Below are 14,129 nucleotides of genomic sequence, written 5' to 3'. Positions count from 1 at the left end.
TCATGGGTCAGAAAATTCATCCGACGGGTTTTCGTTTACCTGTCACCAAAAATTGGTCCTCGCGTTGGTATGCTAATAGCAGCAACTTTGCAAAAATGCTTAACGAAGATATTGAAGTTCGTGCATTTTTGAAGAAAAAGTTGGTAGGCGCTGCTGTTAGTCGTATCGTGATTGAGCGTCCGGCAAAAAATGCAAAAGTTACAATCTACTCGGCACGTCCTGGTGTTGTAATTGGTAAGAAAGGCGAAGATATCGAGCAATTGAAGCTCGCTTTGCAGAAAATCTTGAATGTTCCAGTGCATGTGAATATTGAAGAAGTTCGCAAGCCAGAGATTGATGCTCAGATTATTGCTGATAGTATTACTGCTCAGCTTGAGAAACGCGTGATGTTCCGTCGTGCAATGAAGCGTGCAATGCAAAATGCAATGCGCCTTGGTGCGCAAGGTATTAAAATCATGTCTTCTGGTCGCTTGAATGGTATCGAAATTGCACGTACTGAATGGTATCGTGAAGGTCGTGTTCCATTGCATACATTGCGTGCAGATATTGATTATGCTACTTCTGAAGCTAAAACAACCTACGGTATTATTGGTGTTAAGGTTTGGGTCTACAAGGGTGATGTGAAGCCAGGTGATAAATTCGCCGCTGAGCCAGTAGAAACACAGAAGAAACCACGTAAGGGGCCTCGAAATGCTGCAGCCAACTAGACTCAAGTACCGTAAGGTTCAAAAAGGTCGCAATACTGGTATCGCCACTCGTGGTAATACTGTTGCGTTCGGTGAGTACGGTTTGAAGGCAACTAGCCGTGGCCGTTTAACTGCGCGTCAAATTGAATCTGCTCGTCGTGCGATTACACGTTACATTAAACGTGGTGGTCGTGTTTGGATTCGTGCATTCCCAGACAAGCCTATTTCTACTAAACCTGCTGAAGTTCGTATGGGTGGAGGGAAGGGTTCGCCGGATTACTACGTTGCTGAGATTCAGCCGGGTAAAGTATTGTACGAATTGAATGGTGTATCTGAAGAGGTTGCACGTGAGGCTTTCCGCCTGGCGTCTGCTAAATTGCCTTTCTCAGTTACCATGGTTACACGTCAAGTGGGGCAATGATGAAAGCATCTGAACTACAACAGAAATCCGTTGAAGAGCTTAAGGGCGAATTGACGGCACTGCTGAAAGCGCAGTTTAGTCTTCGCATGCAGCATGCGACAGGCCAATTGGCTAACACTAGTGAGATCAAGCGTGTGCGTAAAGATGTTGCACGTGTTCTTACCGTTCTGAATCAGAAGGCGGCTTAATATGAGCGAAGCTAAACTCAAGCGTACGCTGACTGGTCGAGTGGTTAGCGCAAAGATGGACAAAACCGTAACTGTATTGGTGGAGCGTTTGGTTAAGCATCCACTGTACGGCAAGATGGTACGTCAGTCTAAAAAGTATCACGCACATGATGAATCAAATCAGTATGCAGATGGTGATTTGGTCATGATTGCTGAGTGCCGTCCACTGTCTAAGACTAAAAATTGGACAGTAACTGCATTGGTTGAAAAGGCTCGTGCTGCTTAATTTTAATTAATTTTGCGTAAAAGCTTGTGAGGGCATTCTGCTTTGTGTAGAATGCCCCTTTCATTGTGTAGCCCGCAGTTGTGGGTTGCACTGTTTTCCCTTCGGGATCCAAAACTAGCCGCTATTGGCTCGGTAATGCCGGGCACCTGGTTTGCCAGGCTGATTAAGCGGGTTAAGTTGGAGGTTTGTCTTAAATGATTCAAATGCAATCAAAACTAGATGTTGCCGATAACACTGGTGCGCGTTCTGTAATGTGCATTAAAGTGCTTGGTGGCTCTAAGCGTCGTTATGCGTCTGTCGGCGATATCATCAAGGTCAGCATTAAAGATGCTGCTCCTCGTGGTCGCGTCAAAAAAGGCGATGTATACAATGCGGTCGTTGTTCGTACTGCTAAGGGCGTTCGTCGTGCTGATGGTGCACTTATCAAGTTTGATGGTAATGCAGCCGTTCTTCTTAATGCAAAACTTGAGCCAATTGGCACTCGTATCTTTGGGCCTGTTACGCGTGAATTGCGTACAGAACGCTTTATGAAGATCGTGTCTCTTGCGCCAGAAGTTCTTTAAGGAGTATCCAGCATGAACAAGATTCGCAAAGGCGATGAAGTAATCGTTCTCACTGGCAAAGATAAGGGTAAGCGCGGTATCGTTCTTACTTCTATTCCAGCTGAAGGCCGTGTTGTGGTTGAAGGTGTTAATATCGTTAAAAAACACCAAAAACCAAATCCAATGCGCGGTGTTCAAGGTGGTATCGTTGAGCTGACTAAGTCGGTTGACGTATCTAATGTGGCTATTTTCAATACTGCGACTGGCAAGGCTGATCGTGTTGGCTTCAAGACTCTTGAAGACGGCAAGAAAGTGCGTGTGTTCAAGTCTAGTGGCGAAGTGGTTGGCGGCTAAGGGGAATCAAGATGGCTCGTTTTCAAGAGATTTATGAGAACCAGATTGTTCCCGAGTTGGTTAAGCAATTCGGCTACAAGTCTGTAATGCAAGTGCCACGCATTGAAAAAATCACCATCAACATGGGTGTTGGTGAGGCAGTTGCAGATAAAAAAGTAATGGATTTCGCTGTTGGCGATATGCAAAAGATTGCTGGTCAAAAGCCGGTTGTTACAAAATCTAAAAAATCAATTGCTGGTTTTAAGATTCGTGATGGCTATCCGGTTGGCTGCAAGGTGACTTTGCGTCGTGAACGTATGTTTGAATTCCTTGATCGCCTAGTTACTATCGCGTTACCGCGTGTACGTGACTTCCGTGGTATTGGTGGCAAGTCCTTCGATGGTCGTGGCAACTTTAACATGGGTGTGAAAGAGCAAATCATCTTCCCGGAAATTGAGTACGATAAGATTGATGCGCTTCGTGGTATGAATATCACGATCACAACTACGGCTAAAACTGACGATGAAGCGCGTGCTCTGCTCGCTGCATTCAAATTCCCGTTTAAGACTTGAGGCGATCATGGCAAAACTTGCACTGATTAATCGTGAAGCAAAGCGCGTAGCTGTAGTTGCGAAGTTTGCAGCTAAACGTGCAGCGCTCTTGGTCGTTATTAACGATCAAAACGCGAGTGAGGAAGAACAATTCCAAGCCCGCTTGAAACTCCAGCAACTCCCACGTAATGCATCACCAGTTCGTTTGCACAATCGTTGCACATTGACTGGCCGCTCACGTGGCGTGTTCCGCAAATTCGGTCTCGGTCGCAGCAAGCTGCGTGAACTCGCTTTCAAGGGCGAAGTACCGGGTCTGGTCAAAGCTAGCTGGTAATAGGAGAGAAAACACATGGCAATGCATGATCCTATCGCCGATATGTTGACTCGTATCCGCAATGCACAACGTGCTGACAAAGCTGCTGTAGCTATGCCGTCTTCAAAGTTGAAGGTTGCAATTGCTAAAGTCTTAGTGGAAGAAGGTTATGTTGAATCGTTTACTGTAGCTGGTGATGTTAAGCCAGTCTTGACGATTGAATTGAAGTACTACGCAGGTCGCCCAGTTATTGAGCGTCTTGATCGTGTTTCAAAACCAGGTCTGCGTGATTACCGCGGTGCTGGCGACATTCCAAATGTAATGAATGGTCTTGGTGTGGCGATCGTGTCTACATCCAAGGGTGTGATGACCGACCGCAAAGCGCGTGCCAATGGTGTTGGTGGCGAGCTTTTGTGCATCGTTGCTTGATGAGGTATCACAATGTCCCGCGTAGCTAAAAATCCGGTAACCATTCCGGCTGGCGTTGAAGTAAATATCGCCGCAGGTGAAATCGTAGTTAAGGGTCCAAAAGGATCTTTGGCGCAGCCTATTGTTACTGATGTAACTGTCAAAGTTGAAAACGGCTCTGTTGTTTTCGAAGCCAATGGAAATAGCAAATTTGCTCGTTCTATGTCTGGTACTTTGCGTGCATTAGTTAACAATATGGTTAACGGTGTTTCTAAGGGCTTTGAGCGTAAATTAACACTTGTTGGTGTTGGTTATCGTGCTCAGGCTCAAGGTGAAGTATTGAACCTGTCACTAGGTTTCTCTCATCCAGTTGCTCATGCTATTCCTAAGGGAATTACTTGTGAGACTCCAACTCAGACTGAGATCCTTTTGAAGGGTGCCGATAAACAACTTATTGGTCAGGTTGCTGCAGAGATTCGTGCCTACCGTTCGCCAGAGCCATATAAAGGCAAGGGTGTTCGTTATGCTGATGAAGTTGTGGTTATCAAAGAAACCAAGAAGAAGTAATCGAGGCTGAATCATGGATAAGAATCAAAGTAGACTTCGCCGTGCACGTAAAACCCGTGCCAAGATTGCGGAGCTCAAGGTTGTGCGCTTGTCGGTCCATCGTACCAATAGCCATATGTACGCCCAAATTATTGATGCAACGGGCGGTAATGTTTTGGCTTCAGCTAATACCTTGGAAGCAGGGTTGCGTGCTGAAGTTAAAAATGGTGGCAGTGTTGCTGGTGCAACCGCTGTTGGTAAGTTGATTGCTGAACGTGCTAAGGCCGCTGGTATTGAATCAGTTGCTTTTGACCGTTCCGGTTTCCAGTACCATGGTCGCGTGAAAGCGTTGGCTGATGCTGCTCGTGAAGCTGGCCTGGCCTTCTAATTGAGTTTGGAGTTGAATAATGGCTAAGAACGAAAGAGAAGAAGTCAAGGACGGTCTACTCGAAAAAATGGTTAGCGTTAATCGCGTAACCAAAGTAGTGAAGGGTGGTCGTATCCTTGGTTTCGCAGCACTAACCGTTGTTGGTAATGGTGACGGTAGTGTTGGTATGGGTAAAGGCAAATCGAAAGAAGTGCCGGTAGCTGTACAGAAAGCAATGGAAGAAGCTCGCCGTAAAATGGTAAAAGTTAGTCTGCGTAATGGTACAGTGCAACACACTGTATTTGGTAAGCACGGAGCAACAACCGTGTTTATGCAGCCAGCCCCAGAAGGTACTGGTATTATTGCTGGTGGTCCTATGCGCGCTGTTTTTGAAGTAATGGGTATTCATAACATTACTGCAAAATGCCATGGCTCAACTAATCCATATAATATCGTTCGCGCGACGTTGGATGGATTGGCTAAATTACACACCCCTTCTGATATTGCTGCTAAACGTGGCAAAACAGTTGAAGAGATTCTTGGGGGTGCGCAATGAGCGACGTTAAAACAATTAAGGTGACTCTGGTTAAAAGCTTGATTGGTCGTCTTGAGGCTCATAAAGCTTGTGCTCGTGGTTTGGGCTTGCGTCGTATGAACAGTTCATCTGTTGTAATCGATACGCCAGAAAATCGTGGCATGGTTAATAAAATCAGCTACTTGCTAAAGGTGGAGGGTTAATATGCAACTCAATAACCTAACTCCTGGTGCCGGCGCAAAGCATGCTGCTAAGCGTGTTGGTCGTGGTATCGGTTCTGGTTTGGGCAAGACTTGTGGTCGTGGTCATAAGGGACAGAAGTCCCGTACTGGCGGCTTCCATAAAGTTGGTTTTGAAGGCGGTCAAATGCCTTTGCAACGCCGTTTGCCGAAACGTGGTTTTGTATCTCTTGCTAAAGGCAAGAATGCTGAAATTACATTGTCTGAATTAAATGCTTTGCCAATCGGCGAAGTTGACTTATTAAGTCTAATTCAGGCTGGTTTGATTTCTCAGCATTCTTTGACTTGCAAAGTTGTACTGTCTGGTACCATCGAGCGCGCCGTAACTGTTAAAGGTTTGGGCGTAACCAAGGGTGCTAAGGCTGCAATCGAGGCTGCTGGCGGTTCTATTAGCGAGTAATGTTGTAAATCAACAGGATAGGGCAGAACGTGGCAAATCCCGCTTTGGCTGGCTCAGCAAGTAAATTTGCTGATCTTAAAAAACGGATCTGGTTCGTTGTAGGTGCGCTGATCGTATATCGTATTGGCGCACATATTCCAGTACCGGGTATTAATCCGGTTGAGCTGGCGAACTTGTTCCAATCGTCACAAACTGGCTTGTTAAACATGTTTAACATGTTTTCAGGTGGAGCTTTATCGCGCTTTACTGTATTTGCGATTGGTATCATGCCTTATATCTCGGCATCGATCATTGTTCAGCTGGCCGGTGAAGTGTTGCCATCCCTAAAACAGTTGAAGAAAGAGGGTGAGTCGGGTAAGCGAAAGCTTACACAGTACACTCGTTATTTTACTGTTCTTTTGGCTTCGGCACAAAGTTTTGGTATTTCAATGATGTTGTTCCGACAGCCTAATTTGGTTGTTATGGATCAAGGAATGTTTGTTGCTGTAACAATGATTTCTTTGGTTACTGGAACAATGTTTTTGATGTGGCTGGGTGAGCAAATTACTGAACGCGGATTGGGGAATGGTATTTCTATCCTAATTTGTGCCGGTATTGCCGCTGGCGTTCCTTCTGCAATTGCAAAAACTTTAACGTTATCAAGTCAAGGTTCGCTACCAATTTTATTGGTGTTGTTCTTGTTTGTAGGCGTTATTTTGCTAACCGCTGTGGTTGTTTTTGTTGAGCGTGGGCAGCGTAAGGTGCCGATTCAATATGCAAAAAGACAGGTTGGTAATCGGTTGATGCAGGCGCAAAGTTCGTTCTTGCCACTGAAAATTAATATGGCTGGTGTTATCCCACCAATTTTTGCCTCTTCAATTATTTTATTTCCAGCGACTGTTTTATCTTGGACTGGGAATGGTGAAAAATTGACTTGGCTTAAGTCCTTGGGTGACATGTTGCATCCTGGCCAGCCGTTGTATGTTTTGTTTTATGCTGCTGCAATCATCTTCTTCTGTTTTTTCTATACGGCATTAGTATTTAGTCCAAGAGAAACTGCAGATAATTTAAAGAAGAGTGGTGCTATGGTGCCTGGATATCGTCCTGGTGAGCATACTGCAAAATATGTTGAGAAGTTAATACTAAGATTGACATTGATCGGTGCTGTTTACATCACTATCATTTGCTTGATCCCTGAGTTTCTGATTCTGAAATGGAATGTTCCATTCTACTTTGGTGGCACTTCGTTGCTTATCTTGGTGGTTGTTACTATGGACTTTATGGCTCAGTTGCAGTCTTATGTTCTGTCACATCAGTATGAAGGTCTGTTGAAGAAGGCGAACTTCAAGGGTTAATTAATTTGCATTTTATGTGCAAGTGTCATTTTAATGGTTGGATATATTCTCAGTACAATTTGTATTGTACTGAGAATTTGTCCTAATTCAGACATGCGGCTCTTGTTTTGCTTCCCAGATTGTATTGGATGCTATATTATTCATTCCCTCTTGGGTGGGCGGTTGCGAATTTATTCACAACTGCTGAAACAGGAATTGTATTGTATTTCAACTTACAAGTTGAAATTTTACTTTGATCGTAAAGGATAGACCATGAGAGTTCAGGCATCGGTCAAGAAAATCTGCCGTAACTGCAAAATTATTCGTCGCAACCGTGTTGTACGCGTAATTTGTACAGACCCGCGGCATAAGCAACGTCAAGGCTGATTGAGTCAATCGGCTATTGGTGTTAAGATCCACCACTTTTTAACCTGGGGTAAGAAGTATGGCCCGTATTGCTGGGGTTAATATTCCCAATCATCAGCATACTGTGATCGGCCTTCAGGCTATTTTTGGTATTGGTCAAACTCGCGCTAAAGCGATTTGTGCTATTACTGAAATTGAGCCAAGCAAGAAGGTAAAAGATCTCAGTGATGTTGAACTTGAAAAATTGCGTGACGAAGTAGGCAAGTTCACTATTGAAGGTGATCTACGTCGTGAAGTAACCATGAACATCAAGCGTCTTATGGATCTTGGTTGTTACCGTGGCTTACGTCATCGTAAAGGCTTACCTTGTCGCGGTCAGCGTACGAAAACCAATGCACGTACTCGTAAGGGTCCGCGCAAGGCTATCGCTGGCAAGAAGTAATTAAGGACATAAATTATGGCTAAAGCAAACACAGCTCGTGTACGTAAGAAAGTCAAGAAGAGCGTGTCTGAAGGTATCGTGCACGTTCACGCGTCTTTCAATAACACGATCATTACCATCACTGATCGCCAAGGCAATGCTTTATCTTGGGCTACCTCGGGCGGTGCTGGTTTCAAGGGCTCTCGTAAAAGTACACCTTTTGCTGCACAGGTTGCGGCAGAAGCTGCTGGTAAAGTTGCCCAAGAATATGGTGTTAAGAACCTCGAAGTTCGTATCAAGGGTCCGGGTCCAGGTCGTGAATCTGCAGTGCGTGCATTGAACGCTCTTGGTTTCAAGATCACCAGTATCTCGGATGTGACGCCTGTTCCGCACAACGGCTGCCGTCCGCCGAAGAAGCGTCGTATCTAATTCTGGAGTAAGAAATGGCTCGTTATATTGGACCTAAGTGCAAACTCGCACGCCGCGAAGGAACGGATCTGTTCTTGAAGAGCGCGCGTCGTTCGCTCGATAGCAAATGCAAGCTGGAACAAGCCCCAGGCCAGCATGGCGCGAAGAAAAATACGCGTCAGTCGGACTACGGCGTTCACCTGCGTGAAAAGCAAAAGATCCGTCGTATTTACGGCGTTCTAGAACGTCAGTTCCGTGGTTATTTCCATGAAGCGGCTCGTCGTAAAGGTTCTACAGGTGAAAATCTGTTGAAACTTCTCGAAAGTCGTCTCGATAATGTTGTTTATCGCATGGGCTACGGTTCGACTCGTTCTGAATCTCGTCAACTAGTTTCCCATAAAGCAATCACTGTAAATGGCAAACCTGTAAACATTCCTTCTTTCCAAGTGAAAGCTGGCGATGTGGTTGCTGTGCGTGAGAAGTCTAAGAAGCAAGTACGTATTCAAGAGGCTCTCTCTCTTGCTGAAGGTATTGGTTTCCCAAATTGGGTACAGGTTGATTCTAAGAAAATGGAAGGTGTATTTAAAAATATGCCAGAGCGTTCCGATCTATCTAGCGATATTAATGAATCGTTAGTGGTGGAATTCTATTCCAAGTAATAACCTGACCCGCTAAGGCAAGGGATACTGACTTATGCAAATCAACGCAAACGACTTGCTCAAACCGCGCATTATTGACGTACAGACTGTTGCTACGGCACATGCTAAAGTCGTAATGGAGCCTTTTGAGCGTGGTTATGGCCATACGCTCGGTAATGCACTACGCCGAATTTTGCTTTCTTCTATGCCGGGCTTTGCTCCGACAGAAGTAAAGATTGAAGGTGTTGTGCATGAATACTCCGCGCTGGATGGTGTACAGGAAGATGTCGTTGACATCCTGTTGAACCTTAAAGGCGTTGTGCTCAAGCTGCATGGTCGGGACTCTGTTACTCTCACCCTTTCTAAAGAGGGTGAGGGTATCGTAACGGCGTCCGACATCCAGCTGCCGCATGATGTCGAAGTGATCAATCCAGAACATGTGATTGCTCATCTTTCTGCTGGTGGTAAGTTAAACATGGAAATTACAGTCGAAAAAGGTCGCGGTTATCAACCTGCTCCTGCTCGATTGAATAAAGAAGAGGGTCGTACCATTGGTACGGTTATGCTGGATGCTTCATTCAGTCCAATTCGCCGTGTTAGTTATCATGTAGAGAGTGCTCGTGTCGAACAGCGTACCGATCTTGACCGCTTGATTATCGACATTGAAACTAATGGCGTGATTGAGCCGGATGAGGCAGTTCGCCAAGCCGCTCGGATGTTGATTGACCAGCTCGGCGTATTTGCTGACTTGGAAGGTACGCCAGAAGTTACAGTTGCAGAACCTACGATTACTATAGATCCTATCTTGTTACGTCCGGTAGATGATCTTGAATTGACAGTTCGTTCGGCAAATTGCCTCAAAGCGGAAAACATCTATTACATTGGCGATCTGATTCAGCGAACAGAAACTGAGTTGTTAAAAGCTCCGAATTTGGGTCGTAAATCGTTGAATGAGATCAAAGAAGTGCTAGCTTCGAAGGGCCTTAGCCTCGGCATGCGCCTAGAAAACTGGCCTCCGGCTGGCTTAGATAAGCCTTGAAGTCCGGCACTAGTAAAGGAACTGACAAATGCGTCACCGTCTTTCTAATCGTAAACTGAATCGCACGACAAGTCATCGTCTTGCTATGCTTCGCAACTTGGCTAACTCGTTGCTAAAGCATGAAGTTATTAAAACGACTCTACCAAAGGCAAAAGAATTACGCCGTGTTGCAGAGCCGTTGATTACTTTAGGTAAAAAACCTTGTTTGGCTAATCGTCGCTTGGCTTTTGACCGTACTCGTGATCGTGAAGTTGTAGTTAAATTATTTGATATTCTAGGCCCACGTTACGCAACGCGTAACGGTGGCTACCTTCGTATCTTGAAGTGCGGCTTCCGTCAAGGTGACAATGCTCCTATGGCATATGTTGAACTTGTCGATCGCCCAGAAGAAGCTGAAGCTGTAGACGCTGCTGAATAAAATAGTTTTTAAAAAAAAAGGCCAACTTTGTTGGCCTTTTTTTTATTTGATCGAATTTAATATTCAATGATTCTAGCTGCAGCTGTTTCTACTTGATACCATTTCCATTCTTTAGCGGTTCTAAGTGCTGTATTAACGATTATAGTGTGTGCTTCATCATTACTAATGTGCAAAATCTGAGCACATTTTTCGATATCTATATAGTTTAGTTCTCGATTCCAACTCCATTCAGTATGTCTTGCGATTGATGTTGAAACTAGTACTAAGAGAACTCGTGGATCATTTACATAGCTTTCATCTATCAAATGTAGCAATATCTTAGGTAAATGCCAGTGGGTGATTAGCTCTTGCTGTAATTCATTTACAGTGCAACCTAAAATTTCTTTTTGGATTGATTTGCTTCTAATTTCTGGATTGTTTTTTAATGAATCTCTAATTTTGATCATTAACTCAGGGGCGGCTAGCCATAATAAAATCTCTGCAGTTTCATGTAATAAAGCGGCAGTAATGATTTCTTTTGGGTCTATATCCCGCCTAGATTTACTCATGGTTTCTGCAAGCTGTGCAGCATAATATGCTCTGGCACAAGTTTTTAAGCAGGTTTGTAATGTGTCAGTATTTTGGGATAATTCTTCTTCTAAAATTGGGCAGTCACGTATAATTTCAAAAAACTCTTTAATCCCAATCATTAGAAGTACTTTTTCAATGTTCGTGATGTCTGTTACTTGCTGGTGACTCCGCCGATTCACTTGATACTTTAGCATTTTCAAACTTAATAATGGGTCGTGCCCGATTACATATGCTAGATCACGTAGATCAATGCAATCCATATTGCTACGTAATTTAGTAATTTGTTCTTTAGTGCTAGCAAGTATTGGGATTTCAACATGACTGATGATGTTGATCCAGCCAGCTAAATTTTTCGGATTATTCTGCATCATTACCTTGTTCATTTTAAAGGCAGTTTTATATGGCACGCTATGCTATTGGTGATATACAAGGGTGCTATTCTGAGTTCTGTTCCTTGCTCTCTCTTATCCAGTTTAATCCAAGTTCTGACAAAGTATATCTTGTTGGTGACCTGGTCAATCGCGGACCTCAGTCATTGGAAGTTTTGCGATTAGTTAAATCACACTCGCCGGCTATAGAAATTGTTCTTGGCAATCATGACCTACATTTATTAGCTTGCTGGGCAGGGGTGTCAAAAGTAAAAGAGCTCGATACACTTGATGCAATATTAAATGCACCCGATGTGGATGATTTGCTTCACTGGTTAAGAACACAACCATTGATAATTGACTTGCCAGATTGTTTTATATGTCATGCTGGAATAAATCCCACCATTTCTATAGTTGACTCATTGCGTATTGCTGAGAATTGCAGCAAAAATTTATCATCGGATGGTTACCATAATTGGCTACAGATCATGTATGGGAATACACCCACGACATGGGATGCTGCTTTTACAGCAGATTCTGAATTTCGATTTGGCATTAACTCATTTACAAGAATGCGTATGCTGGATCGCTTAGCTTTAGAATTTAAATATAAAGGGGAAATTGTAGACACCCCTAGTCAGTTAACGCCGTGGTATATGGTTCAGTCTGATATTTCAAAACGAATCGTGTTTGGACATTGGTCTACCCTTGGCTTAATGGTTAATCAACAATTTGCTTGCTTGGATACGGGTTGCATTTGGGGGGGCAACTAACAGCGTTATGCTTAGATGATGGCCGTTTATATCAAGTGCCAGCTGAGCATGATTGCCAATCTCTTTTTGATTAAGTTTTAAATTTATATTTGCGTTCTTTTATTGGGGTGAAGCAAAAGTCGAATTCAAGTCTCGACCTCATATTTTCTATCTTCACCTGTGTTATGGCTGCTTCCTTATTTTCGTATGGAAAAATGTTGTGCATATCGTTCGCTGAGTTGTTTTGTAGGTAGCAACATTAAAAAGTCAGCTGTATTAAATGTTGGATCCCAAGCAGGCTCTCCACAAATCATTGCACCTGCTCTTAGATAGCCTTTTATAAGTGCCGGTACTTCTACATGATTGTAATGATGTTGTTGCGGTGTTGGCAGTGGCATTCTTGGAAAAACACGCCACTCTATAGGGGCTAGTGATTTTTTGGCGATTTGTTGATACAAATTAATCGCAGTATGCCCATTGTCAATGAGGGATACACTGGCACAGCCAATCATATATTGGTATTGGTTTTCTGCCATGTATTTTGCTAGTCCAGCCCATAGCAATGTAATGGTGGCACCATTTCTATATTTTGGGTGGACGCAACTGCGGCCTAATTCCACGAGTTGTGGTCGGATATGTTGAAGTCGTGTTAAATCAAACTCGGTGTCTGAGTAGTAACTGCCTACTTTTCTTGCTTGGTGAGGGGGGAGTATGCGGTAAGTGCCGACAACTTCACCGGTGTTTTCATCGTGGGCAATAAGGTGATCGCAATAATCATCAAATAGATCGCGATCGAGTCCACTTGAATTATTTGGCAGTTGTGCGCCCATTTCCTCAACGAATACTTTATAGCGCAGTACTTGAGCCGCTTTGATCGTATCTTGATTATTGGCGATGGAAACGGTTAATTTTCTATTTTGTTTGTCATGACTAGAAAATCTATTTTCGAGGTGCATATTAACTCTCCTAAATGGAGAGTTTAAATTACTAGCCTCATATTACACCGCTGTGATAAATGGATGAATTTGTGATTACGATCTAGTCAGAATTTTTAAATAAATCAACTTCAAAGTCGGGAGGGGTGGATTCATCCGGAACCCGATACGTTTCAGTTGCCCATGCGCCTAAATCAACGAGCTTGCAGCGTTCAGAACAAAAAGGGCGAAAGGGATTATCAGTAGAATAAGGCGTACTCAGCCCACAGGAAGGGCATTTAATTATTTTTTTCATAAATTACAATATGCCAGAGTAAACGATACATCACTATCAATGACTTTAGCTCTTTCACCGCTGGTACTTGGCACTACGAATCTAATATTAATCGCATAGCGATTGGCTGAAAGCTCAGGTATGGCTGGTAAGTCGTTATTTAAACTCACTTTGAGTAGCTGAACGGTTTTCCCGCCCGACATTTGCTGAAATGAACCTGACTTCGCAACAAAGTGGCTTGATTTGGCAGAGTCGCGCAGCAATTTTAGTACAATATCTAAGCCCTGCTTAATTGGCATTAATGGATTTAGCCAACGTGCTAAATCATTTTTCCTGCGTTCTGCTGCTTGGGTGCGCCAATAGTGATAAGAAGGTAAATCAAACTCACAAACGCCACCAGGAATAGAGCTGCGCTGCTTAATTGCCATTAGCCATTCGTTTTCACGCAGATATTGCCCTAATTTACCGGTCATATTCAAAAGGCGAGCATGGGTAGATTCGATATCCAATAATACTCGATCTAAAGCATCTTCAGAAATATGAGGATTATTGCGCAATGCGAGTAGTGTTTGGCGCTGCCGTTCTAATTCTTGCAGTAAATCAGACTTTAAATCCGCTCGACTAGCCACTTCCATAATTTCGAAAATACCAAGTAGAGCCATGTGATGATCAGTCGGTTGCTCGCGCGAAGCGAACTCTTCGGTGCGGACATAGAGATCTTCGAGCCGAAGAAGGGTTCGTATTCTCTCATTGATCGGAAATTCGTAACTGATCACAATGCATAGGTCCGGTAAAGATTCGCAATTTTGCAGCATACACTACAATTTGAAAAC

General features: G+C 43.7%; 26 protein-coding genes. 22 read left to right on the top strand and 4 right to left on the bottom strand.

Annotated elements, in window-relative coordinates; all coding sequences use genetic code 11:
- The first annotated feature begins 2 nt into the window (after positions 1-2).
- The 21 genes from rpsC to rplQ all read left to right on the top strand — a co-directional run bounded on the left by rpsC (position 3) and on the right by rplQ (position 10,397).
- Positions 3-707, top strand: a complete 705-nt coding sequence (gene rpsC, locus HQN60_RS03950) for a 30S ribosomal protein S3 (RefSeq protein ID WP_173532444.1) — start codon at positions 3-5, stop codon at positions 705-707.
- Complete coding sequence (rplP, locus tag HQN60_RS03945) at positions 691-1,107, top strand: 50S ribosomal protein L16 (protein WP_173532443.1); 417 nt, start codon at positions 691-693, stop codon at positions 1,105-1,107. Before rpsC ends, rplP begins: the two co-directional genes overlap by 17 nt.
- Complete coding sequence (gene rpmC / locus HQN60_RS03940) at positions 1,107-1,295, top strand: 50S ribosomal protein L29 (RefSeq protein WP_173534589.1); 189 nt, start codon at positions 1,107-1,109, stop codon at positions 1,293-1,295. The genes rplP and rpmC overlap by 1 nt, the downstream gene beginning before the upstream one ends.
- A gap of 1 nt (position 1,296) precedes the next feature.
- Positions 1,297-1,560: a 30S ribosomal protein S17 gene (rpsQ, locus tag HQN60_RS03935; protein ID WP_173532442.1), complete on the top strand. Its 264-nt coding sequence runs from the start codon at positions 1,297-1,299 to the stop codon at positions 1,558-1,560.
- A 194-nt stretch (positions 1,561-1,754) separates the two neighbouring features.
- Positions 1,755-2,123, top strand: coding sequence for a 50S ribosomal protein L14 (rplN, locus tag HQN60_RS03930; RefSeq protein ID WP_173532441.1), 369 nt, complete (start codon positions 1,755-1,757; stop codon positions 2,121-2,123).
- 12 nt (positions 2,124-2,135) lie between these two features.
- Positions 2,136-2,456 (top strand): 50S ribosomal protein L24, encoded by a 321-nt coding sequence (rplX, locus tag HQN60_RS03925; protein ID WP_173532440.1) that lies wholly within the window; start codon positions 2,136-2,138, stop codon positions 2,454-2,456.
- 11 nt (positions 2,457-2,467) lie between these two features.
- A complete protein-coding gene (gene rplE / locus HQN60_RS03920) occupies positions 2,468-3,007 on the top strand; it encodes a 50S ribosomal protein L5 (RefSeq protein WP_173532439.1) in 540 nt (179 codons plus the stop codon).
- A gap of 7 nt (positions 3,008-3,014) precedes the next feature.
- Positions 3,015-3,320, top strand: coding sequence for a 30S ribosomal protein S14 (rpsN, locus tag HQN60_RS03915; protein WP_173532438.1), 306 nt, complete (start codon positions 3,015-3,017; stop codon positions 3,318-3,320).
- Between the two features lie 15 nt (positions 3,321-3,335).
- Positions 3,336-3,728 carry a 30S ribosomal protein S8 gene (gene rpsH / locus HQN60_RS03910; protein ID WP_173532437.1) on the top strand — a complete coding sequence of 131 codons (393 nt, stop codon included), beginning with the start codon at positions 3,336-3,338 and terminating at the stop codon, positions 3,726-3,728.
- A gap of 12 nt (positions 3,729-3,740) precedes the next feature.
- Positions 3,741-4,274 carry a 50S ribosomal protein L6 gene (gene rplF, locus HQN60_RS03905; protein ID WP_173532436.1) on the top strand — a complete coding sequence of 178 codons (534 nt, stop codon included), beginning with the start codon at positions 3,741-3,743 and terminating at the stop codon, positions 4,272-4,274.
- Between the two features lie 13 nt (positions 4,275-4,287).
- Entirely contained in the window at positions 4,288-4,641 is a 354-nt protein-coding gene (rplR, locus tag HQN60_RS03900) for a 50S ribosomal protein L18 (protein WP_173532435.1), read from the top strand.
- A gap of 19 nt (positions 4,642-4,660) precedes the next feature.
- A complete protein-coding gene (gene rpsE / locus HQN60_RS03895) occupies positions 4,661-5,176 on the top strand; it encodes a 30S ribosomal protein S5 (protein WP_173532434.1) in 516 nt (171 codons plus the stop codon).
- Positions 5,173-5,358 carry a 50S ribosomal protein L30 gene (gene rpmD, locus HQN60_RS03890; protein ID WP_173532433.1) on the top strand — a complete coding sequence of 62 codons (186 nt, stop codon included), beginning with the start codon at positions 5,173-5,175 and terminating at the stop codon, positions 5,356-5,358. The genes rpsE and rpmD overlap by 4 nt, the downstream gene beginning before the upstream one ends.
- A 1-nt stretch (position 5,359) precedes the next feature.
- The gene (rplO, locus tag HQN60_RS03885) at positions 5,360-5,794 is read left to right on the top strand and encodes a 50S ribosomal protein L15 (RefSeq protein ID WP_173532432.1); all 435 of its coding nucleotides are present in this window, start codon (positions 5,360-5,362) and stop codon (positions 5,792-5,794) included.
- Between the two features lie 29 nt (positions 5,795-5,823).
- Complete coding sequence (gene secY / locus HQN60_RS03880) at positions 5,824-7,128, top strand: preprotein translocase subunit SecY (RefSeq protein WP_173532431.1); 1,305 nt, start codon at positions 5,824-5,826, stop codon at positions 7,126-7,128.
- A gap of 252 nt (positions 7,129-7,380) precedes the next feature.
- Positions 7,381-7,494: a 50S ribosomal protein L36 gene (gene rpmJ / locus HQN60_RS03875; protein WP_018748524.1), complete on the top strand. Its 114-nt coding sequence runs from the start codon at positions 7,381-7,383 to the stop codon at positions 7,492-7,494.
- Between the two features lie 58 nt (positions 7,495-7,552).
- Positions 7,553-7,915, top strand: a complete 363-nt coding sequence (rpsM, locus tag HQN60_RS03870) for a 30S ribosomal protein S13 (protein ID WP_173532430.1) — start codon at positions 7,553-7,555, stop codon at positions 7,913-7,915.
- A 15-nt stretch (positions 7,916-7,930) separates the two neighbouring features.
- Positions 7,931-8,323 carry a 30S ribosomal protein S11 gene (rpsK, locus tag HQN60_RS03865; RefSeq protein WP_027469946.1) on the top strand — a complete coding sequence of 131 codons (393 nt, stop codon included), beginning with the start codon at positions 7,931-7,933 and terminating at the stop codon, positions 8,321-8,323.
- A 14-nt stretch (positions 8,324-8,337) separates the two neighbouring features.
- Positions 8,338-8,961, top strand: a complete 624-nt coding sequence (rpsD, locus tag HQN60_RS03860; RefSeq protein WP_027469947.1) for a 30S ribosomal protein S4 — start codon at positions 8,338-8,340, stop codon at positions 8,959-8,961.
- Positions 8,962-8,995: 34 nt separating this feature from the next.
- Positions 8,996-9,979: a DNA-directed RNA polymerase subunit alpha gene (locus HQN60_RS03855; protein WP_173532429.1), complete on the top strand. Its 984-nt coding sequence runs from the start codon at positions 8,996-8,998 to the stop codon at positions 9,977-9,979.
- A gap of 28 nt (positions 9,980-10,007) precedes the next feature.
- Entirely contained in the window at positions 10,008-10,397 is a 390-nt protein-coding gene (gene rplQ / locus HQN60_RS03850; RefSeq protein ID WP_173532428.1) for a 50S ribosomal protein L17, read from the top strand.
- 56 nt (positions 10,398-10,453) lie between these two features.
- Here rplQ and HQN60_RS03845 read toward each other — a convergent pair whose 3' ends face one another.
- Positions 10,454-11,338 (bottom strand): HDOD domain-containing protein, encoded by an 885-nt coding sequence (locus HQN60_RS03845; RefSeq protein ID WP_173532427.1) that lies wholly within the window; start codon positions 11,336-11,338, stop codon positions 10,454-10,456.
- A gap of 29 nt (positions 11,339-11,367) precedes the next feature.
- Here HQN60_RS03845 and HQN60_RS03840 point away from each other — a divergent pair, with 29 nt between their 5' ends.
- Positions 11,368-12,108, top strand: coding sequence for a symmetrical bis(5'-nucleosyl)-tetraphosphatase (locus HQN60_RS03840; protein ID WP_173532426.1), 741 nt, complete (start codon positions 11,368-11,370; stop codon positions 12,106-12,108).
- A gap of 176 nt (positions 12,109-12,284) precedes the next feature.
- Here the strand turns inward: HQN60_RS03840 and HQN60_RS03835 are convergent, their stop codons facing one another.
- The 3 genes from HQN60_RS03835 to zapD all read right to left on the bottom strand — a co-directional run bounded on the left by HQN60_RS03835 (position 12,285) and on the right by zapD (position 14,111).
- Complete coding sequence (locus HQN60_RS03835; protein ID WP_173532425.1) at positions 12,285-13,043, bottom strand: GNAT family N-acetyltransferase; 759 nt, start codon at positions 13,041-13,043, stop codon at positions 12,285-12,287.
- Positions 13,044-13,125: 82 nt separating this feature from the next.
- A complete protein-coding gene (locus HQN60_RS03830; protein WP_173532424.1) occupies positions 13,126-13,317 on the bottom strand; it encodes a DNA gyrase inhibitor YacG in 192 nt (63 codons plus the stop codon).
- On the bottom strand, positions 13,314-14,111 hold the full coding sequence (gene zapD / locus HQN60_RS03825) for a cell division protein ZapD (protein WP_254456673.1): 798 nt from the start codon (positions 14,109-14,111) through the stop codon (positions 13,314-13,316). Before zapD ends, HQN60_RS03830 begins: the two co-directional genes overlap by 4 nt.
- Positions 14,112-14,129 lie beyond the last annotated feature (18 nt).

The sequence above is a fragment of the Deefgea piscis genome (assembly GCF_013284055.1).
Classification (GTDB): Bacteria; Pseudomonadota; Gammaproteobacteria; order Burkholderiales; family Chitinibacteraceae; genus Deefgea; species Deefgea piscis.
Note: the sequence above shows the minus strand (reverse complement) of the source record. Positions and strands in the feature narration are given on the sequence as shown.